This window comes from Pseudomonas sp. R1-6, assembly GCF_051132115.1.
GTDB lineage: Bacteria > Pseudomonadota > Gammaproteobacteria > Pseudomonadales > Pseudomonadaceae > Aquipseudomonas.
In genome coordinates, this window is record NZ_CP071662.1 from 2,892,357 (window position 1) to 2,911,565 (window position 19,209).

Consider the following 19,209-nt stretch of genomic DNA (forward strand, 5'->3'; position numbering starts at 1 on the left):
TATGGAACTTCACGTCGTCATCAACGGCCGCAAGGACCTGGCGGGCCAGTTGTACCGACAATTGCGCAGCGCCATCGAGAGCGGTCGGCTGGCGGCCGGCACGCAACTGCCACCCAGCCGGCTGCTGGCCGAGCAGTTGGGCATCTCGCGCAAGACCGTCTCCGACACCTACGCGCAACTGACCTACGAAAATCTCCTCACCGGCGTCATCGGCAAGGGCACCTATGTCAACGCGCGCTCGGCCAGCGTCGTGCGCAAGCAGAGTCACCGTGAGCTGGCCGGGGCGGACGTGGTCGAGACCTGGCGCAACATGCCGGACCTGCTGCGCCATCCGCTGCCCGAAAGCGCGCTGCGCTATGACTTCATCGGCGGCGCCACCGGCAAGGGCCAGTTCCCCCTGGATGACTGGCGTCGCTGCACCGCCCACGCCCTTCGCCAGATCGCCACCGCCAAGGGTTTCTACAGCCAACCCGAGGGATTGCCGGCGCTGCGCAATGCCATCGCCCGGCACATCGCGTTTTCCCGAGGGGTCAACTGCCAGGACGACGACGTGGTGGTGTGCAACGGCGCGCAACAGGCCCTCGATCTGATTTCCCGGGTACTGACCCGCCCCGGCAGCCTGGTGGCGATGGAAGATCCCGGCTACCCGCCGGCACGCCTGCTGTTCGGATCCCACGGCGCGACGGTGGCCGGGGTGCCGGTGGATGAGCAAGGCATGCGCGTGGACATGATTCCCGACGGCACGCGGTTGATCTACGTGACGCCGTCCCACCAGTTTCCCCTGGGCATGCCCATGAGCCAGCCCCGGCGCGAGGCGCTGCTGGCACGGGCGTATGAGCTGGGCGCGATCATCATCGAAGACGACTACGACAGTGAATTCCGCTATGAAGGCCGGCCCACCGACTCCCTGCAAAGCATGGACGAGCGCGGGATCGTGGCGTACGTCGGGACCTTCTCCAAGACCTTGCTGCCGGAGCTGCGGCTCGGCTACGCCGTCCTGCCGCCGGCGATTCTCGAGGCGGTGATCCTCGCCAAGCGCCTTACCGACCAGCACACCTCCACCCTGCCCCAATGGGCACTGGCCAAGTTCATCGCCGAGGGCTGCCTGCTCAAGCACATCCGCCGCTGCCACGCGCTGTATGCCGGCCGGCGCGAGCGGATCCTGGCGCGCTTGGCCGATGACCTGTCACCGTGGTTCGAGGCCGTGCCCACCACAGCGGGCTTTCACATGGCGGTGCTGTGCAAGGTGCCGATCGACCTGCCGTTGGTGATCGAATTGGCGAAGAAAGCCGAGGTTGGGCTCTATAGCCTCGACGGATTCTTTACCGCGACACCGGTGCGTCCAGGCTTGATACTGGGCTTTGGCGCCATCGAACTGCTCGACATCGATATCGCCTTCGATCGCCTGCGGGACATCCTGCAGCAGGTCGCCTGACCGATTGGACTGGGCATTTATCCGCCCATTGGCTGTTTTAGCCTTGTCTTGCCGGGCCTATCCTGCCTGGGTGTCATCAGATTCCGTTCGACTTGATTCAGGAGCCAGGACAATGTCTCGCCAAGTGATCAATACCGTTCAGGTGCAGGCCGCCGCCGGGCGCTCGGAAGAACTGGGCCGGCAGTTGCAGCAAATCGTCGAAACCCTGCGGGCCTCGCCAGGCTGCGACGCCTATATGGTCGACCGTTGCCCGCAAGACAATGACCGCTGGAACGTCAGCGCCCGCTGGCAATCGGAAGCAGCGATGCAGGCGCATTTCAACTGCCCCGAAGTCCAGGGCTTCATCAGCCTGATCGAAAGCCGCCTGGCTCGCAGCGTGGATTTCAACAGTTTCCCGGTGGTGTGAATGGGCTCATCTCTGGCGTGGCGAGGGAGCTTGCTCCCTCGCCACCGTGGTCTACTCGTCTTTCAATAAATTGGACGTTTGTCCCCGACACCTTGGGGCTTAGGGTGAACGCGAACTCACTCGATACCACAAAGGTCCCGCCCCATGAAAACGCTCTATTTGATCGCCGCCCTGAGCCTGCTTCCCGTTGCCGCGCTCTACGCCCACGAAACCGCGCCGTCGGAGAACGTTCAGGTGCTTCAGGAAAAACTGCTCAAAAACCTGCCCGGCAAGAAAGCCATGATGTTGACCGTCGACTATGCACCGGGCCAGTCGTCCATCGCCCACAAGCATGACGGCACCGCCATGGCCTATGTGCTCGAAGGCGCAATCACGTCCCAGGTCAAGGGCGAGCCGGCCATCACCTACAAGGCTGGCGAGTACTGGTACGAAGCCGCCGGTTCCGAGCATCTGGTCTCCAGGAACGCCAGCGCCACCCAACCAGCAAAGCTTTTGGTGTTCATGGTGATGGGTGAGAACGAAGCGGTGCTGATTCCGCTCAAGCAATGACCCATGACCTCGCTCCCACCGTCGCTTACCGGTGGGAGCGAGCCTGCTCGCGAAAGCGGGGGGCAGGCCGAAACCTTTATCCTCAAAATGCGCCCTACCGAGCCGACGCGACCATGAACGAGATGACCCATGACATTCACATCGCCGCCGAGTCGATGTCCCAACCGCGTGCGTTGGTGTTCCTCGCCTATCCGCAAATGGGCCTTCTGGACCTGACCGGCGCCCAGACCGTGTTCTGGGCCGCCACCAAAGCCATGGCCGAACGCGGCCGGCCGGGCTATCGGATGCACACCGCAAGCCTGGCCGGCGGGCTGATGCAGACCGCTGAAGGCCTGGTCGTCGAGACGGCGTCCCTGCATCAGTTCGACGACGTCATCATCGACACGCTGATCGTGCCCGGTGCCCCGAACATTCGTCAGGCGATGATTGACTGTGTCGAACTGGTGGACTGGCTGCGCGCGGCCTCCACCAGGGCCCGGCGCACGGCGTCGGTGTGCAGCGGGACCTTCCTCATGGCCCAGGCCGGCTTGCTCGATGGCCGCCGTGCCGCCACGCATTGGGCCATGTGCGAGATGCTCAAGAGCGGTTTCCCATTGATCGAAGTGGACCTGGACGCCATCTTCATCCAACAGGACAAGGTCTGGACCTCCGCGGGGGTAAGCGCCGGCATCGACATGGCCCTGGCGCTGGTGGAGGCCGACTGCGGTCGCGACGTGGCTCTGCAAGTGGCCCGGGAACTGGTGGTGTTTCTCAAGCGGCCCGGTGGACAGGCACAGTTCAGCCAATTGTTGCTGTCCCAGACCCAGGACAGCGCCGGGTTCGATGAATTGCACGCCTGGCTCGCCGAGCACCTGGACGAGGCCGACCTGACCATCGAACGTCTGGCCCGGCAGGCGCGGATGAGCCCGCGCAATTTTGCCCGGGTCTACAAGCGCCAGACCGGACGAACGCCGGCCAAGGCCGTCGAAATGTTCCGCCTCGAAGCCGCGCGAAGGTTGTTGGAGGACTCCGAGCGCAACATCGACCAGATCGCCCGCTCGTGCGGCTTCGGCGACGAGGAACGGATGCGCCATACGTTCCAGCGGCATCTGTCGATCTCACCGCGCGAATATCGCAGCCGGTTTTCCCTTTGAGAAGGCTTGCGCGATCGCGTCAGGCCACGCGCCGGGCTTGCGGCGCCGACTGGGCCTGCTCGGCGATGAACGCGCAGCAACGAGAACGCAGCCAGCGCTCGCCTGGATCATCATGGGAGGCACCTCGCCAGACCATCGACAGCTCATGCTCAGGCAATTGGACCGGCGCCGGCTCCGCCCGCAAGCCTGCGACTGCCGCCATGGCCCGGGCTACATAGTCGGGCACGATGGCGATCATGTCGCTGCGATCCAACAACACGGGCAATGCGCTGAATTGCGGCACCGTCAGCACCACCCGCCGCTGCCGGCCTACCAGGCTCAACGCGCGGTCCGAATCATCGATGACGTGGCCCATGGATGAAACCACGGCGTGGGGCCGGCGGCAAAAGTCGTCCAGGGTCAATTCGCCGGGACGCGAATCGGCCCGCAGCAGCATCGGCCGGATCGGGCGCAGCGCCTTGCGCCGGGCGTTGGCCGGCAGTTCCAGGGTATGGCTGATACCGAGGGAAATTTCCCCACTGACCAATAACTGGCACATCTGCCATTGATCGGTGCGACGCACCACCAACGTCGTGCCCGGCGCCTCGACCCGCAGGCGGCGCAGCAAATCCGGCAGCAGCGCGTACTCGACATCGTCGCAAAGGCCTATATGAAACGTTGCCTCGCTGGTGCCAGGGTCGAACGCCTGGCAGCGACTCAAGGCGGCGGCGATGCCGTCCAAAGCGGGTGAAAGGTTGGAAAAAATCTCCCGGGCCCGGGACGTCGGCTCCATCAACCGCCCGGTCCTGACGAACAGCGGGTCGTCGAACATCAAGCGCAAACGCGCCAGGGCCGCACTGATGGTCGGTTGCCCGAGAAACAGCTTCTCGCTCACACGTGTGACATTTCGCTCATGCATCATGGTTTCGAAGACAACCAGCAGATTGATGTCAGCACGACGCAGGTCATTTCTGTTCATCATGGTAGCCATTCCAGGCACAGGGCCAATGAGTCAGCAAAGAAACGTCGTGCCTCGGGCCGTTTGCACGGTTGGACAACGACGACGTACCAGGAAGGTTATGCCTGAGCCCCTCCGGTGTCTGTTGTACTGGGGGACACCGGACTCACGCTTTGGGTAGATTCATTGATACGTGGGTATGCATCGACAACCGGCCGGGGTTGGCAGTAATTCAGGGATTTATGTCCTACCCGATGCCAGGGGCAACTTCTAAGATCCGAAATCGATGCCCCGTCTCCTCGGGCTGCACCGCAAAACAGAAGGTCTGCGCCGTGCCCACACCCGCCACGATGTTCAAGAGTGTCTATGACAGCTTCCGGTACATCCCATGCCCGATGGGCGGGGAGCCATCGATGGGCATCAGCGCCCACCCACTGGTCAACGCCTTGGGCTGGGCCGTGGGCCTGGTGGTGGCCTGCGGAATCGTCATCATCAATTCCGAAACCCATTCCGACCTGGCGCCGACGCTGCTGTACATCACTTTGCTGCTGATGGCGGCGAACCTGTTTTCCATCAACCTGGTGATCACCGTAGCGCTGATGTGCATGTTTTTGCTGACGGCGATGTTTGCGTACAACGGTGGCTATCACCGCTGGGAGTCCATCACTGGGTTCTTTCGTTGCCTGACGGCCCTGTCCGCCATTGCGTTTCTCGCGTTGCGCAGCAAGCAGGCCGCGGACCGCCTGCGCCACAACCAGGCCTACCTGATCAACGCCCTGATCGCCAGCAAACACGCCGAGCAAGCGTTGTCCCGCGCCCACGCCCAGTTGGCCCACGTCACGCGCCTGACGTCCCTGGGAGAGATGGCCGCCTCGATTGCCCATGAAGTCAACCAGCCGCTGACCGCCATCACCAGCAGCGGCGAGGCCTGTCGTCGCTGGCTCGATCGCCCGGTTCCGGACCTCAAGGAAGCCCTCGACGCGCTGGAGCGGATCGTCACCAATGCCTGTCGCGCCAGCGAAGTCATCAATCGTACACGAGCAATGGCGCGCAAATGCGACCCTCTGCGTCAGCCTGAGCTACTGGACGACATCGTCAACGAGTCGCTGAACCTGGTGCGCCAGCAGTTGGCTCATCACAAGATCAGCCTGAAGGCGAACCTCGCGGCAAAGGCGTGCCAGGTCAACGCCGACCGGGTGCAACTGCAGCAAGTGATCATCAACCTGATCATCAATGCGTGCCACGCGATGGAAACGATTGACGCGCCCGATCGGATCCTGCGCATACGCACCTGGACGCAGGAGCACGAGGTGCTATTGGAGGTGGCGGACCGCGGTATCGGAATTTCCGACGAAATCCTGCCTTCTTTGTTCACCCCCTTCTTCACCACCAAGGAAAACGGCTTGGGCATCGGGCTTTCCATTTGCCGCTCCATCATCGACTTCCATGACGGCAGGATCTGGGCCGCCAGCGCGGCTGGACAAGGCACCTCGTTCACGTTTTCGTTGCCATTGCTTACCTCTGCCCGCCCCGCCAAGGACGCCGCCCATGAACCCAAGCCACACCCCGAACCCTGCCTTCACCGCTGAGCCCATCGTTTACGTGGTCGATGACGATGCGTCGTTACGCCAAGCGCTCCGCAGTCTGCTACGGTCCATCGGCCTGCGGGTCGAGCTGTTCGACTCGGTGGCAGACTTCATGCGCCATCCACGCGCCGACGGGCCCAGTTGCCTGCTGCTGGATGTGCGCCTTCGCGGCACCAGCGGCCTCGACTTCCAGCAACAGCTGGCGAGCGCCGACGTTCACCTGCCCATCGTGTTCATGACCGGCCATGGCGATATCGCCATGACGGTAAGGGCCATGAAAGCCGGCGCAGTGGACTTCCTGACCAAGCCGTTTCGTGAGCAAGACCTGATCGATGCGGTGTCCACCGCCCACCAGCGCGACCGCCTGCGTCGCGAGGCCGAGCACAGCCAAAAGGCGCTCCAGGACCGCCACGCCAGCCTCACCGCCCGGGAACGCCAAGTGATGCTCCTGGCTGCGTCGGGGTTGATGAACAAACAGATTGCCGGGCAGATCGGCTTGAGCGAAATCACCGTCAAGATTCATCGCGGCCAGGCCATGCGCAAGATGGGCGCGCGCTCGTTTGCCGAGCTGGTGCGCATGGCCCAGGCATTGGACCCGGGGCGCGGTCAGTGAAAGTTCATACCCACGTATACTAGGCGCAGCTTTTGTACCGCGTATCTTGCAGTGATAGGGGCGCCTTTATGGCGTCCTGACATTACTGCCAGGTTTCGAAATGTCCGACACCGCAATTATTTCAATTATCGATGACGATGAATCGGTTCGAGTTGCATTGGATGGTTTACTGCGCTCCCACGGTTATCGCGTCAAGACTTACCCCAGTGCTCTCGATTTCTTGTCTTCAGCTGGCTATGTGAATACAGCCTGCTTGCTGTCGGACATTCAAATGCCGGGGATGACCGGGATTCAACTGTGCGATGAGCTTCGTGCCCGCGGCATCGACATTCCGCTTATTTTCATAACGGGCCTGCCTGCCGTACCGCCGCGAACCCGCTCGGGCGGGATGAGCCCGGTGGCGGTTTTTCCCAAGCCGTTTGATTGTGGTGAGTTGATTGCCTGCATTGAATCGGTGATGGGTGGCGAGGGGTGAAGGCGGTTGCAATGGCCTCTTCGCGAGCAGGCTCGCTCCCACAAGCGTAATGGGGTGCGCATGGTTCTGTGGCTGCTGAAAATCCACAACCCAACGATTTTAATACCTTCGTATAGCCCCCCTAACACCCACGCATGCCGCCACTGACCCTATGTAGAAGTGCCGCGGCTCCCGCCGACGAATACCATTTCCAATAGCGAACCGAAGCTGAATGCGCCTAATGATTCACCCCATCAGGCCAAGCACTTCCGGGCGTTTCGCAACACGGTCACGCTGAAACATCAAACAAATTCAACGTATCGACTCAGTCTTCGGGAGCACCTCATGAAACAGCAAATCTTGATCGTCGGCGCCGGTTTTGGCGGCGTATGGAGCGCACTCAGCGCGGCTCGCCTGCTCGACCAGCATGATCGCAATGACGTACAGATCAGCGTCCTGGCGCCCCAGGCCGAGTTGCGCATCCGCCCGCGTTTCTACGAACCCGACGTCCACACCATGATGGCGCCGTTGGCCGGGTTGTTCGACGCGGTCGGGGTAAATTTCGTCCAAGGCTTTGCCGAGAGCATCGACGTCAACCGCAAGCAGGTCGGCTATCGTGACGTGTTTGGCGGTCAAGGCACGCTGGGCTATGACCGGCTGGTACTGGCAGCGGGCAGCAAGCTGGTTCGCCCCGACCTTGAGGGCATGCTGGAGCATGCGTTCGACGTCGATGAGATCGAACAGGCGACGCGCCTCGAAGCCCACCTGAAATCCCTCGCAACCCTGCCCGACAGCCCCGCTCGCAACACCGTGGTGGTGGCCGGCGGCGGGTTCACCGGGATCGAAACCGCCACTGAGATGCCCGCCCGCCTGCGCGCCGTCCTGGGCAGCGACGCCAATATCCGCGTGATCGTGGTCGACCGGGGGCCGACAATCGGTGCGGCGCTGGGCGAAGGAATCAGCCCTTCGATCATCGAAGCGTCCGACCACCTTGGCATCGAGTGGATGCTCAATGCCTCGGTCGAATCGGTGGATGCCGGCGGCGTCACGCTGTCGGACGGCCAGCGCATCGAATCCAGGACCGTCATCTGGACCGTCGGTTTCCGCGCCAGCCCGCTGACCGAACAAGTGCCCGGCACCCACGATCGCCAGGGCCGGCTGCATGTCGACGGGACCCTGAAGGTGCTCGGGCAGAGCGATATCTTCGCCACCGGCGACGTGGCCTACGCCGCCACCGACGACCTGGGCAATTACGCGGCGATGTCCTGCCAGCACGCCATCGCCCTGGGCCGCTACGCGGGCAACAACGTGGCAGCCGATCTGCTGGGCGTCGCGCCGATGACCTACAGCCAACCCAAGTACGTGACGTGCCTGGACCTGGGCGCCTGGGGCGCGGTGTACACCGAAGGTTGGGATCGCCAGGTCAAGTTGGTCGGACAAGAAGCGAAGGACCTCAAGACCCAGATCAACTCTGTGTGGATCTACCCACCCGCCGCCGACCGCGCCACCGCACTGGCTGCCGCGGATCCATTGATCCCTGTCGCCTGATCCCAATGCCCTGAAACTCACGCGCCAACCGGCCAGTCCCTCCTTCTGTGCCGGACTTTCCCAAACGCCTGCCAAGGTTTTTTCGGCGGGCGTTTTTTATGCCCGTCCGACAAGCCAGCCTGGATATCGCCACTGCCTAGCAAAATCCGTTACAACGCCCGTCGCGCTGCGCAAGCGGCTCACGGTAAGGTAGGCAAAATCATCCGGACCGAGGTGTGCCGTGGCGTCCTACTCCCTGCGTCAGTTGAAGTACTTCGTCACCACCGTGGAGTGTGGCAGCGTCGCCGAAGCCTCCCGCAAGCTGTATATCGCCCAACCGTCGATTGCCACGGCGGTCAAGGGCCTGGAAGACAGTTTCGGCGTGCAGTTGTTGATCCGTCATCACGCCCAGGGCGTCTCGCTGACGCCGGCCGGTGCGCGTTTCTATCGAAAGGCCCAGGAGCTGCTGCGCATGGCCCGGGAATTCGAACAGAACGCGTTGGCCGACAATGACGTCGTCAGCGGGCAGATCGACATCGGCTGCTTCGAGACCGTCGCCCCACTCTACCTGCCACGGCTGATCGCCGGTTTTCGCGAGCGTTTTCCTGGCGTGGAGATCCGCGTGCAGGACGGCGAACAGCAGGAGTTGGTTCAAGGCCTGACCGGTGGACATTTCGACCTGGCGATTTTTTATGAGCACGATCTCGACAGCACGATCGAAACCGAAGCGCTCACGGCACCGCAACGGCCGTACGCACTGCTGCCGGCCGGACACCGCTTTGCCAATCAATCCCAGGTATCGCTTCGCGACCTGGCGCTTGAACCGATGATCCTCTTGGATGTGCAGCCCAGCCGCACCTACTTCGTCAGTATTTTCGAGGAGCTGGGCCTGACGCCAAACATCGTCTTCAGCTCGCCCTCCATCGAAATGGTGCGCGGCATGGTCGGCCAGGGATTTGGTTTCGCCGTGTTGGTGACCCGCCCGCAATCGAGCTGCACCTACGACGGACAGGACGTGGTGTGTGTCAGCATCGCCGAGGACGTAACCGGTTCGGCCCTGGTGGCCGGCTGGCTCAAGCGCGCGCACCTGACCAAGCCGGCGCAGTTGTTCGTGGATTACTGCAAGGAGCAGTTCGGGGAATGGCTGGCGTAGACCGGCGAGCCTCATACCTCCGTGGCGAGGGAGCTTGCTCCCGCTGGGCCGGTCCGACGCCTCGGGCGCAGCAGCCCCAAAAACCTGACGCGGTCCACCTGCTACACCGCGATCACAGGGTAAAGGGGGTGCTTCGCACCCCAGCGGGAGCAAGCTCCCTCGCCACAAGAGCGGTTCGATATTAGGTTGGATACTAGCGAGCCGCCCAGGCGTTGAAGCGCTGTTCCAGCTCTTCGCCATGGTCGACCCAGAACTCCGCGTCCACCGCTTGCGCCTGTGCCAGGTTGGCCTCGGCGGTGGGCAGTTGCTCGCGGACTTCAGCGGGCAGCAGGCCCAGTGTCTGGCGATGCACCGGTCCGTAGGGGATGTTCTCCGAGAAGACTTTCTGGGTCTGCGGCTGGCTGGCGAAGGCAATGAATTTCTCCGCCAAGGCCTTGTTTGGCGTGCCTTTCACCACCGCCCAATATTCCGGGTCATACAGGCTTTGCGGCCAGACGATGCTCAGTTTCATGCCCTCTTTCTGCGCCGAGGCGATGCGACCGTTGTAGGCTGCGCTCATCGCCACATCCCCGGCCACCAGCCATTGCGCCGGCTGGGCGCCCGCCTCCCACCACTGGATATTCGGCTTGATCTGGTCCAGCTTGGCAAATGCCCGCGCCACGCCTTCCGGCGTATTCAAGACCTTGTACACATCTTCTGTCTTGACGCCGTCCGCCAGCAAGGCGATTTCCAGGGTGTACTTGGCCCCCTTGCGCAACCCACGCTTGCCCGGGTATTCGGTCACGTTCCAGAAATCGGCCCAGGAGGTGGGTGCCTTGGCGAGCTTGCTCTGGTCATAGGCCAGGACCATCGACCAGACGTACGTGGCCACGCCGCACTCAGTGAGCGCTCCCGGAACGAAATCCGCAGGCTTCCCTATGGCCGCCGGGTCGAGTCTTTCGAACAAGCCTTCCTCGCAACCACGCAGCAGTTCGGGGCTCTCCACTTCGACCACATCCCAACTGGTATGCCCGGCCGCGACCATCGCCTTGATCTTCGACAGCTCGCCGTTGTACTCGCCGGCCACGATGTTTCCCGCACCGCTGGCGTTGAAGGGTTGGAAGTAGGCCTTGTCCTGGGCCAACTTGGTGGCGCCGCCGAATGAAATCACGGTCAGGCTTTGTGGCGCGGCCAGGACGCTGGTACTCAGCAACGCCAGGGCACACGCCATGTTGTAACGCAAGGATCTGGACATGAATCGGTTCCTCGAAAATGCCGGCTCGCCCGCACGAGCCGGCGACGGACTCAGAGGCGACCGTAAGCGCGGGCGGTGCGGTCTACAGCAATACGGGTCTTGTCGACCAGTTCATCGATATCGGCATGGCTGGCCACGAGCGCCGGGGCCATGATCATCCGGCCCAAGGTGGAGCGAATGATCAGGCCCTCCTCGAAGCCGAAGGTGCGGCATTGCCAGGCCATTTCGTTTTCGTTGGCAAAGCGCTTGCGGCTGTTCCTGTCTTCGGCCAGTTGCAGGGCCGCGACCATGCCGGCGCCCTGGATCTCGCCGATCAGCGGGTGCCCGTCGAACGTTTCCCGCAGGCACCGTTGCAGATACGGCCCGGTGTCGTCCTTGACCCGTGTCACGATGCCCTCGTCGCGCAGGGCCTTGAGGTTGGCTATCGCCACCGCGGCCGCCACCGGGTGCCCGGAATAAGTCAGGCCGTGGGCGAACACGCCGCCCTGCTCCACCAACACTTCGGCCATGCGTTTGGACAGGACCAGCCCACCCATGGGGATGTAGCCGCTGGTCAGGCCCTTGGCGATGGACAATGTGTCGGGCTCGAAGCCGAAATACTCATGGGCGAACCATTCGCCGGTACGACCGAAGCCACCGATGACTTCGTCGGCGCACAGCAATACATCGTACTGCCGGCAGATGCGTTGGATTTCCGGCCAGTAGCTCTCTGGCGGAAAAATCATGCCGCCGGCCCCCTGGAAGGGTTCGGCCACGAACGCCGCGACATTCTCGGCGCCCAGTTCGAGGATTTTCTCTTCCAACTGCCGGGCCGCCCGCAGGCCAAACTCGGCTGGGGTCAGGTCACCTTCGTGGGCGAACCAGTACGGCTCGTCGATGTGCGCGACATCCGGAATCACCCCGCCCATTTCGTGCATGAACTTCATGCCGCCCAGCGCCGACGCGCCCAGGGTCGAGCCGTGATAGCCGTTCCAGCGACCGATCATGATTTTCTTCTGCGCCTTGCCGAGGATCTGCCAGTAGCGGCGCACGGTACGAATCAGCACCTCGTTGGCCTCGGAGCCGGAGTTGGTGTAGATGGCGTGGCTGTAATGATCCGGCAGCAGGCTGAACAGCAGCTCGGACAGCTCCACCACGGCCGGATGGGTGGTGTGGAAGAACATGTTGTAGTACGGCAATTGCTCCAACTGACGGCTGGCCGCTGCCGCCAGGTCCTGGCGCCCGTAGCCCAGGTTGGTGCACCAAAGGCCCGACATGCCGTCCAGATAACGCTTGCCATCGTTGTCCCAGAGCGCCAGCCCTTCGCCACGGACGATGACCCGTGGCCCTTCGGCATTGAGGGCTTTCTGGTCGAGAAACGCATGGATGTGGTGCGCCGCATCCAGGGCCTGATATTCGCGGGTGCTGCGGTTCGGGTTCAATGGCGCGTTCATTAAAGGTCTCCTTTGTTGATCTTGTCGGTTTCGGTGCCCTGGACAGACGCCAGCGGCTCGGGCTTGAACAGCGGTTTGCCCATCACGCACTTGACCCACACCAGCGCGATCAGCGAAACGATGCCCAGCACCGCGCCAGCGCTGGCGAAGATCGGAACAGTCATTTCAGGGCTGGGGGACACGTGCCAGATGGCAAAGAGCATGCCGGCGATGCCGAACAGCTGCGGCACCGGGTAGAACGGCGTGCGAAACGGCCGGTGGACATGGGGGTAGCGGCGCCGCAGGGCAATCACGTTGATGTGAGTGATGACATAGGCCAGCAGCCAGGCCAGGGCCGCCGCCAGAAGCAAAAGGTTGATGGCGTCGGGCGTGTCGTGCATCAGCAGCAGCGGCAAGCCGGTAACCAGCGCCACGAACAGCACCGCCACCCAAGGAGCACCGCTGCGCTTGCCCTGGCGTTTGAAGATGCCGAACGCCTGGCCGCTACGGGCCATGCCCAACAACATGCGCGGTATGGCAGCGAGGGAACTGTTCAGCGTACTGCACGTTGCGGTGATGGCGGCGGTCACCAGGAATACCTGCCCGGCCTCGCCGAACACCGAAGTCGCGAACAGATAGTGCGGCAAGCCATTGCTGGCGAGCTCAGCCTGGGGAACGGTGAGCAAAGCGCCCAGGCAATACAGGCAGATAATGACGAAGATCACCGTCAGGCCAATCATCATCGAGGCCGGGATGTTGCGCTCCGGACGGCGGGTTTCCTCGACCAGTGGGCAGACGAATTCGGCCCCGACAAATCCCCACACCGCCATCGCGGTCAGGGCAATGACACCGAGGCCCATGGGGTTCCAGCCCGTAGCCGCCACCAACGTCGATACGCTGCCTGCCCCATCGCTCGCCAAGGCGCCGAGGCCCATGACCAACAGCATCACCGCCATGACCAGGGCCAACACCGTTTGAAGCCGAGAGAAAATGTCGATGTTGAACAGGTTGAGCACAGTGAACAGGCACAGCACGCCAACCGCGACACTCAACGGCGGCATCGAGTGCGGGTAGACCTTGTCGATGATGAACTCCATCAGCAGCAGTTCCGCCGACAGGGCAAACATCGCCACCACCACATAACCGGAAAACGTCGCCAGGATCGCCGGGAACTGGCCGATGGCGACTTCGGTGTAACTGCTCAGGCTGCCTGCGCGGGGAATCATCAAGGCCAGTTCGGAAAACGAACAGGCGTAGCTCAGGGCCAACAGCCAGGCCAGGGCCAACGGAATCACGAAGCCCAGCCCGGCGATCCCGGCCCCTTGCAGCATCAGCACCATGACGCCTTGGGAAACCACCAGGCCCACGGCGACGGCCAACAGGGCGCTCAGGCCCAGCCGTTTGCGTGGGCCGACCTGCGATGGCGTAATGGTTTGTAGCGGCACGCTTGAGGAACTGTCCATCGGTTGCTCCGTTTTCTTTTTTTAGGGAGAACAAATCGATTGCGAACGACGACCTGGACCGCGGTCAGCTGCGCAGCTGGATCCAGGTGGTCTTGAGTTGTGTGTATTTGTCGAAGGCGTGCAGCGACAGATCGCGTCCGAAGCCCGATTGCTTGCCGCCGCCAAAGGGCACGGTGACGTCGAGGGCGTCCACGGTATTGACCGACACCGTGCCCGCGTTCAAACGCCGCGCCACACGGTGGGCCCGGTTCAGGTCGTCGGTCCACACGGAGGCCGCCAGGCCGTAGATGTGTTCGTTGGCCATGGCGATGGCCTGCTCTTCGTCATCGAACGCGCTGATTGCCAGCACCGGCCCGAACACCTCTTCACGGGCCAATTGCATGGTTGGGCGCACGTCGGTGAAGATCGTCGGTTCGATGAAATTGCTCGACCCATTGATGTTCAGTTGGCGTCCCCCACACACCAGGCGTGCGCCTTCAGCCTTGGCCTGCTGGATGTATTGCATGACCCTCGCGGTCTGACGCGCATCGACGATAGCGCCGGCAGGGCTCGCAGGGTCCAGCGGATTGCCGGGTTGCCACAGGCGAGCCTGTTCCACCAGGCGTTCTACGAACGCGTCGTGAATCGACCGTTGGACCAACAACCGCGAGTTGGCCGAGCACACTTCGCCTTGGTTGAAGAAGATTCCGAACGCGGCTTTGCGCGCCGCCAGGTCGAGGTCCTGACAATCGGCAAACACCAGGTTCGGGCTCTTGCCACCGCACTCCAGCCAGACCTGCTTGAGGTTCGACTGGGCCGAGTACTGCATGAAATATTTACCGACCTCGGTCGATCCGGTGAACACCAGCGAATCGACGTCCGGGTGCAAGCCGAGCGCCCGCCCGGCCTGCTCGCCCAGGCCCGGCACGACGTTGAGCACACCCGGTGGCACGCCTGCCTCGAGGGCCAGTTCAGCCAGGCGCAGGGCCGAAAACGGCGATTGCTCCGCCGGCTTGAGCACGACACTGTTGCCCGCCGCCAACGCTGGCGCGACTTTCCAGGCCGCCATGTCCAACGGAAAATTCCACGGCACCACCGCCGCAATCACGCCGAGCGGAACGCGGGTAATCGTGGCGAGGACGTTCGCCGCCGAGGGCGCGACCTGGTCGTAGAGTTTGTCGAGGCTTTCGCCATACCAGGCAAACACATGGGCGGCACCCGGCACGTCGATGTTCCAGGCATCCATGACCGGTTTGCCCATGCTCAAGCAATCCAGCAGCGCCAGTTCCTCGCGATGAGCCAGCATCAACTGAGACAAACGCAACAACACGGCCTTGCGCTCGCTGGGCGCCATGCGCGCCCAAGGGCCCTGCTCGAATGCCTTGCGTGCGCTTTTCACGGCAAGGTCCACTTCCGGTTCAGCGCAGGCCACGACATTGGCGAGCAACACGCCGTTGGCGGGGTTGATCACTTCGAATCGGGCGCCATCGAGAGCTTCGTGGGGCTCGCCGTCGATCAGGGCGCTGTCGCGCAGGCGCACTTGAGCGGCACGCGCCTTCCAATCATTGAATTCGTTCACGGGTATTTCCTTGGATCAAACGTCATTGGGTTCGCTGAGGTAAACCGCCAGGCGGTCCATCAAGCGATCGCAGGCAGCCATTTGCTCGACGCTCACGTATTCGTCGGGTTTGTGGCCTTGGTCCATGCTGCCGGGGCCGCACACCACCGTTGGGATGCCGGCCTGGTGGAACAGCCCGCCCTCGGTGCCGAACGCCACGGTGCCGAAATCGTCGTTGCCGCACAGCCGGGCCACCAGGCGCGCGGCCGCGCTGTGCGGCGAGGTCGCCAGGCCCGGGTAAGCGGACAAGGGTTCGAAACGAATGGCGGTGTCGGCGTTTACTGCCTGCATCCTGGGCAGCAGCGTCTGTTCGGCGTAATCGCGCAACTGCTCGACCACTGCCTGCGGGGCGAAGTCCGGCAAGGCGCGCACCTCGAAATCGAAGCGGCAATCGGCCGGGACAATGTTCAATGCCGTGCCGCCCTGGATCACGCCGACCTGTACGGTCGAATACGCCGGGTCGAAACGCGGATCGTGTCGTGAGGGCTCGGCCAGCTCCGCACCGATCTCACCCAGATGGCCGATCAAGCGCGCCGCCTGTTCGATGGCGTTGACCCCGTAAGGCGCATAGGCGGAATGGCAAGGCGCGCCCTTGACGTGGCAACGCATCGCCAACTTGCCCTTGTGGCCCAACACCGGTCGCAGCTCGGTGGGCTCGCCGATCAGGCACAAGGCCGGTTGCGGGACGCGTTGCGGCAGGACTTCCAGCAGGCCGCGCACGCCCAGGCAACCGATTTCTTCGTCATAAGAGAACGCCAGGTGTACAGGACGCTTCAACGGGCTGGACAGGAATGTCGGCACCGCAGCCAGCACCGAGGCCAGGTAGCCTTTCATGTCCGCCGTACCGCGTCCGAACAACTTGCCGTCCCGCTCGCTAAGGCGGAACGGCTCCGCGGTCCAGGCTTGCCCGTCCACTGGCACTACATCAGTGTGCCCGGACAACACCACGCCGCCCGGCACCGACGGGCCGATGCTCGCAAGCAGGTTGGCCTTGGTCCGTTCCGTGTTGTAGATCAGCTCGCTGGTCACGCCCAGGCCGTGCAGGTAATCGCGAACGAACTCGATCAACGCCAGGTTCGAATCGCGGCTGACCGTGGCAAAGCCCACCAGCTCGGCGAGTAATGCACGGCTGCGCAACTCACTCATCGCCCGGCACCCCGTAGCTGGGCGCCTGGGTTGGATCGAGGGCGCGAATGAGGTAGTCCTGCAACTGCGGCTGATAGGCGAGCCAGAGTTTTTCCAGTTCGCCGATGGGATTTTCATCCGCCCAATCGACCCGTAGATCGACGATTGGCCAGGTCAGGTCATCCACCACCGACAACGCCGCCGAATGCACCGCCCCGGCTTCTCCGCCTGCGACCTGTCCCGCCTGTAACGCGCCCAACAGGCGGGACGCGAGGCTGCCCTCACCCTGTTCGAATGCCGTGACCATTGCGGCAATGACCCCGTCGCTCGCCAGCAGGTTGCCGGCCGCCACACACTGTTCGCCGACCCCGGCGCCATGGACGCCCAACGCGTGGCGACCGCTGAAAACCGCCGTGCGCCCCTGGGCATCCACCAGGGCCACCTGGCGATACTCGCTGTAGCCGTTGCGTCCCAGGGCACGGTCCAGCGCCTCTTGGGCCACCGAACCGGCGGCCAATTCGTCGAGGATCTGCGGGCCCAGCGCAGGCAATGTGATGTTCTGGCTCGACACCGCGCCAACCCCTGCCCGCAGCCAGGGGCAACGGGCGCCGACGGCAATGCTCGACGAGCTGATGGCGATGCCCAACTGGCCGGTTTCGGCGCAGCGTCCGACGATGGAAAACGTCATGTCGTGCTCCTTATTCGGGGATGACCGCGATCACATCGATTTCCATCAGCCATTGCGGCTGGCCGAGGGCGCTGACCACCAGCCCGGTGGAAATCGGGAACACGCCCTTGAGCCATTTGCCGACCTCCTGGTACACCGGCTCGCGGTAGCGCGGGTCGATCAGGTAGGTGGTGGTCTTGACGATGTGGCTCAGGTCACTGCCGGCTTCTTCCAGCAGTTGCTTGACGTTGCGCATGGCCTGTTCGGCCTGGGCCCGCGGATCGCCGAGGCCCACCAGCTGGCCGTTGAAATCGGTGCCGACCTGCCCACGGACGTAAACGGTATTGCCCGCGCACACGGCCTGGCACAGGTCGTTGTCCAGGGTCTGGTTGGGGTAGGTGTCCTTGGTGTTGAACATGCGGATGCGAGTGTGAGTAGGCATCAACGAACTCCCGTCAGGCTGGTTTTCAAAGGTGGCGAAATGCGCTGGGATGCATCGCGGTAGTCGAGATACGTGCGCTGTTTGACGATGTGGTCGGTGATATGCCGGGCGTCGTGCCACACGCCCCAGATGAACGCCGACCCCCGGCGCGACAGCCAAGGCAGGCCGACAAAATAGAGGCCAGGTTCGCTGCAGACCCCACGCTGATGCCGAGGCTTGCCATCGGCTTTGAACGCATCGACGTTCAGCCAGCTGTAATCCACCGAGTACCCGGTGGCCCAGATGATGGTGCTGACACCCGCCTCGACCAGGTCCAGCTCAAGGATCGGATGGGTCATGCATTCAGGATCGGGCAATAGCCGGCGCGCCTCGGGCTCGGACGGCAGGTCCAGGCCATTGCGCTCGATGTAGGCATCGGCGGCGTCGAGCAACGCCAGGTAGTTTTCATCGCCACGGGCGACGTTTTCGGCAAGGTTGGATTCGAAACTCACTACGTGGCCGTTGAACGCTCGGGTCAGGCCCACCAGCGTGATGCCCTCGTGGGCCAGCCGGCGGAAATCCACGGTGTGGCCGCCCCGGGCGCCACTCACAGCGATGGTCACGTGCTCCTTGCCCGGCTTGACCGCCTCGGCATCCCACTCGCCCAGCACCCCGAGCCACCAGCAGAAATCCCGATTGCGATAGGCGCGTGGCGGACGATCATGGGCACCGACAGAGAGGTAGACCTGCTTGCCGGCACGCTGCAATTCATCGGCGATCTGCACCCCCGACGACCCCGCCCCCACCACGAGCACGGCGCCTTCGGCCAACTGCCCGGGGTTGCGGTATTGCGCCGAGTGAATCTGGGTGACCGCAGGCATCTGCGGCGCGATGGGCGGGATGACAGGACGTTGGAAGGGCCCGGTGGCGACCACCACGTTAGTGGCTTCGATCACACCGTCGGAGGTATCAATAGTAAAACCTGGGCGACCGACAGTGCGCTCGACCTTGCGCACTTCCACACCCGTGCGGATCGGCGCGTTGAACTTGCGGGCGTAGGCTTCGAAGTACTCGGCCACCTGGTCCTTGGAGGCGAACGCATCGGGATCCAGGCCGTCGAATTCCAGCCCAGGAAAGCGGTCATGCCAGGCCGGGCCGTTGGCGACCAGCGAGTCCCAGCGCGCCGTGCGCCAGGCCTCGGCGATGCGGTCGCGCTCCACCACCAGATGCGGCACGCCTTGGCGGCTCAAATGTTCACTCATGGCGACGCCGGCCTGGCCGGCGCCTATTACAAGCGTATCGATGCGTAGGGTTTCAACGGGCATGTCTTGGCACTTCCGGCAGAGGGTTTGGCTCAAGTCGGCGTGTCGCCGCCTCGGGTTCCGGTTTCTTGTTGTTCTGCGATTGCAGCTATCGAAACAAGCTGTCGAGGCGATTGTGTTGGCAGGCGGGAATTTACGAAACGAGGGTTTTTGTTGTGGCTGGGAAGGAAAAAAC

18 protein-coding genes are annotated in these 19,209 nt (G+C 63.1%); 9 read left to right on the plus strand and 9 right to left on the minus strand.

Features of this window, described 5'->3' with window-relative positions; genetic code table 11:
* Window position 1 precedes the first annotated feature (1 nt).
* From J3P81_RS13130 to J3P81_RS13145, 4 genes are all read left to right on the plus strand, one after another.
* Complete coding sequence (locus J3P81_RS13130; RefSeq protein WP_434558956.1) at window positions 2–1,435, plus strand: PLP-dependent aminotransferase family protein; 1,434 nt, start codon at window positions 2–4, stop codon at window positions 1,433–1,435.
* Between the two features lie 112 nt (window positions 1,436–1,547).
* Window positions 1,548–1,841 carry a putative quinol monooxygenase gene (locus tag J3P81_RS13135; protein ID WP_420763837.1) on the plus strand — a complete coding sequence of 98 codons (294 nt, stop codon included), beginning with the start codon at window positions 1,548–1,550 and terminating at the stop codon, window positions 1,839–1,841.
* Between the two features lie 144 nt (window positions 1,842–1,985).
* The gene (locus J3P81_RS13140) at window positions 1,986–2,390 is read left to right on the plus strand and encodes a cupin domain-containing protein (protein ID WP_434558958.1); all 405 of its coding nucleotides are present in this window, start codon (window positions 1,986–1,988) and stop codon (window positions 2,388–2,390) included.
* 113 nt (window positions 2,391–2,503) lie between these two features.
* A complete protein-coding gene (locus tag J3P81_RS13145; protein ID WP_434558960.1) occupies window positions 2,504–3,523 on the plus strand; it encodes a GlxA family transcriptional regulator in 1,020 nt (339 codons plus the stop codon).
* A 19-nt stretch (window positions 3,524–3,542) separates the two neighbouring features.
* On the opposite strand, the gene J3P81_RS13150 is transcribed toward J3P81_RS13145, so the two are convergent.
* Window positions 3,543–4,484, minus strand: coding sequence for a LysR family transcriptional regulator (locus tag J3P81_RS13150; RefSeq protein WP_434558962.1), 942 nt, complete (start codon window positions 4,482–4,484; stop codon window positions 3,543–3,545).
* A gap of 389 nt (window positions 4,485–4,873) precedes the next feature.
* Here J3P81_RS13150 and J3P81_RS13155 point away from each other — a divergent pair, with 389 nt between their 5' ends.
* From J3P81_RS13155 to J3P81_RS13175, 5 genes are all read left to right on the plus strand, one after another.
* Entirely contained in the window at window positions 4,874–6,049 is a 1,176-nt protein-coding gene (locus J3P81_RS13155) for a sensor histidine kinase (protein WP_434564109.1), read from the plus strand.
* The gene (locus tag J3P81_RS13160) at window positions 6,009–6,659 is read left to right on the plus strand and encodes a response regulator transcription factor (protein ID WP_420763833.1); all 651 of its coding nucleotides are present in this window, start codon (window positions 6,009–6,011) and stop codon (window positions 6,657–6,659) included. The genes J3P81_RS13155 and J3P81_RS13160 overlap by 41 nt, the downstream gene beginning before the upstream one ends.
* A gap of 100 nt (window positions 6,660–6,759) precedes the next feature.
* Window positions 6,760–7,134 (plus strand): response regulator transcription factor, encoded by a 375-nt coding sequence (locus J3P81_RS13165; protein ID WP_434558964.1) that lies wholly within the window; start codon window positions 6,760–6,762, stop codon window positions 7,132–7,134.
* Between the two features lie 324 nt (window positions 7,135–7,458).
* Window positions 7,459–8,661 (plus strand): NAD(P)/FAD-dependent oxidoreductase, encoded by a 1,203-nt coding sequence (locus J3P81_RS13170; protein WP_434558966.1) that lies wholly within the window; start codon window positions 7,459–7,461, stop codon window positions 8,659–8,661.
* A gap of 220 nt (window positions 8,662–8,881) precedes the next feature.
* Complete coding sequence (locus J3P81_RS13175) at window positions 8,882–9,793, plus strand: LysR family transcriptional regulator (RefSeq protein ID WP_434558968.1); 912 nt, start codon at window positions 8,882–8,884, stop codon at window positions 9,791–9,793.
* 193 nt (window positions 9,794–9,986) lie between these two features.
* On the opposite strand, the gene J3P81_RS13180 is transcribed toward J3P81_RS13175, so the two are convergent.
* From J3P81_RS13180 to J3P81_RS13215, 8 genes are all read right to left on the minus strand, one after another.
* The gene (locus tag J3P81_RS13180) at window positions 9,987–11,003 is read right to left on the minus strand and encodes an ABC transporter substrate-binding protein (protein WP_434564110.1); all 1,017 of its coding nucleotides are present in this window, start codon (window positions 11,001–11,003) and stop codon (window positions 9,987–9,989) included.
* Between the two features lie 74 nt (window positions 11,004–11,077).
* Complete coding sequence (locus J3P81_RS13185) at window positions 11,078–12,460, minus strand: aspartate aminotransferase family protein (RefSeq protein WP_434558970.1); 1,383 nt, start codon at window positions 12,458–12,460, stop codon at window positions 11,078–11,080.
* Window positions 12,460–13,902: an APC family permease gene (locus tag J3P81_RS13190; RefSeq protein ID WP_434558972.1), complete on the minus strand. Its 1,443-nt coding sequence runs from the start codon at window positions 13,900–13,902 to the stop codon at window positions 12,460–12,462. Before J3P81_RS13190 ends, J3P81_RS13185 begins: the two co-directional genes overlap by 1 nt.
* A gap of 64 nt (window positions 13,903–13,966) precedes the next feature.
* The gene (locus tag J3P81_RS13195) at window positions 13,967–15,460 is read right to left on the minus strand and encodes an aldehyde dehydrogenase (RefSeq protein ID WP_434558974.1); all 1,494 of its coding nucleotides are present in this window, start codon (window positions 15,458–15,460) and stop codon (window positions 13,967–13,969) included.
* A gap of 15 nt (window positions 15,461–15,475) precedes the next feature.
* The gene (gene argE / locus J3P81_RS13200) at window positions 15,476–16,645 is read right to left on the minus strand and encodes an acetylornithine deacetylase (RefSeq protein ID WP_434558976.1); all 1,170 of its coding nucleotides are present in this window, start codon (window positions 16,643–16,645) and stop codon (window positions 15,476–15,478) included.
* Window positions 16,638–17,312 carry a DUF1028 domain-containing protein gene (locus J3P81_RS13205; protein WP_434558978.1) on the minus strand — a complete coding sequence of 225 codons (675 nt, stop codon included), beginning with the start codon at window positions 17,310–17,312 and terminating at the stop codon, window positions 16,638–16,640. The genes argE and J3P81_RS13205 overlap by 8 nt, the downstream gene beginning before the upstream one ends.
* A 10-nt stretch (window positions 17,313–17,322) precedes the next feature.
* Window positions 17,323–17,733 carry a RidA family protein gene (locus J3P81_RS13210; protein ID WP_434558980.1) on the minus strand — a complete coding sequence of 137 codons (411 nt, stop codon included), beginning with the start codon at window positions 17,731–17,733 and terminating at the stop codon, window positions 17,323–17,325.
* On the minus strand, window positions 17,733–19,037 hold the full coding sequence (locus J3P81_RS13215; protein ID WP_434558982.1) for a flavin-containing monooxygenase: 1,305 nt from the start codon (window positions 19,035–19,037) through the stop codon (window positions 17,733–17,735). The genes J3P81_RS13210 and J3P81_RS13215 overlap by 1 nt, the downstream gene beginning before the upstream one ends.
* Window positions 19,038–19,209: the final 172 nt, after the last annotated feature.

Bases quoted from the DNA above. Each gene is read 5' to 3' on its own strand.
- J3P81_RS13160 (WP_420763833.1), top strand. From the start codon at position 6,009: ATGAACCCAAGCCACACCCCGAACCCTGCCTTCACCGCTGAGCCCATC.
- J3P81_RS13185 (WP_434558970.1), bottom strand. From the start codon at position 12,460: ATGAACGCGCCATTGAACCCGAACCGCAGCACCCGCGAATATCAGGCC.
- J3P81_RS13180 (WP_434564110.1), bottom strand. From the start codon at position 11,003: ATGGCGTGTGCCCTGGCGTTGCTGAGTACCAGCGTCCTGGCCGCGCCA.
- J3P81_RS13215 (WP_434558982.1), bottom strand. From the start codon at position 19,037: ATGCCCGTTGAAACCCTACGCATCGATACGCTTGTAATAGGCGCCGGC.
- J3P81_RS13135 (WP_420763837.1), top strand. From the start codon at position 1,548: ATGTCTCGCCAAGTGATCAATACCGTTCAGGTGCAGGCCGCCGCCGGG.
- J3P81_RS13140 (WP_434558958.1), top strand. From the start codon at position 1,986: ATGAAAACGCTCTATTTGATCGCCGCCCTGAGCCTGCTTCCCGTTGCC.
- J3P81_RS13205 (WP_434558978.1), bottom strand. From the start codon at position 17,312: ATGACGTTTTCCATCGTCGGACGCTGCGCCGAAACCGGCCAGTTGGGC.
- J3P81_RS13170 (WP_434558966.1), top strand. From the start codon at position 7,459: ATGAAACAGCAAATCTTGATCGTCGGCGCCGGTTTTGGCGGCGTATGG.
- J3P81_RS13155 (WP_434564109.1), top strand. From the start codon at position 4,874: ATGGGCATCAGCGCCCACCCACTGGTCAACGCCTTGGGCTGGGCCGTG.
- J3P81_RS13145 (WP_434558960.1), top strand. From the start codon at position 2,504: ATGAACGAGATGACCCATGACATTCACATCGCCGCCGAGTCGATGTCC.
- J3P81_RS13130 (WP_434558956.1), top strand. From the start codon at position 2: ATGGAACTTCACGTCGTCATCAACGGCCGCAAGGACCTGGCGGGCCAG.
- J3P81_RS13210 (WP_434558980.1), bottom strand. From the start codon at position 17,733: ATGCCTACTCACACTCGCATCCGCATGTTCAACACCAAGGACACCTAC.
- J3P81_RS13165 (WP_434558964.1), top strand. From the start codon at position 6,760: ATGTCCGACACCGCAATTATTTCAATTATCGATGACGATGAATCGGTT.
- J3P81_RS13150 (WP_434558962.1), bottom strand. From the start codon at position 4,484: ATGATGAACAGAAATGACCTGCGTCGTGCTGACATCAATCTGCTGGTT.
- argE (WP_434558976.1), bottom strand. From the start codon at position 16,645: ATGAGTGAGTTGCGCAGCCGTGCATTACTCGCCGAGCTGGTGGGCTTT.
- J3P81_RS13190 (WP_434558972.1), bottom strand. From the start codon at position 13,902: ATGGACAGTTCCTCAAGCGTGCCGCTACAAACCATTACGCCATCGCAG.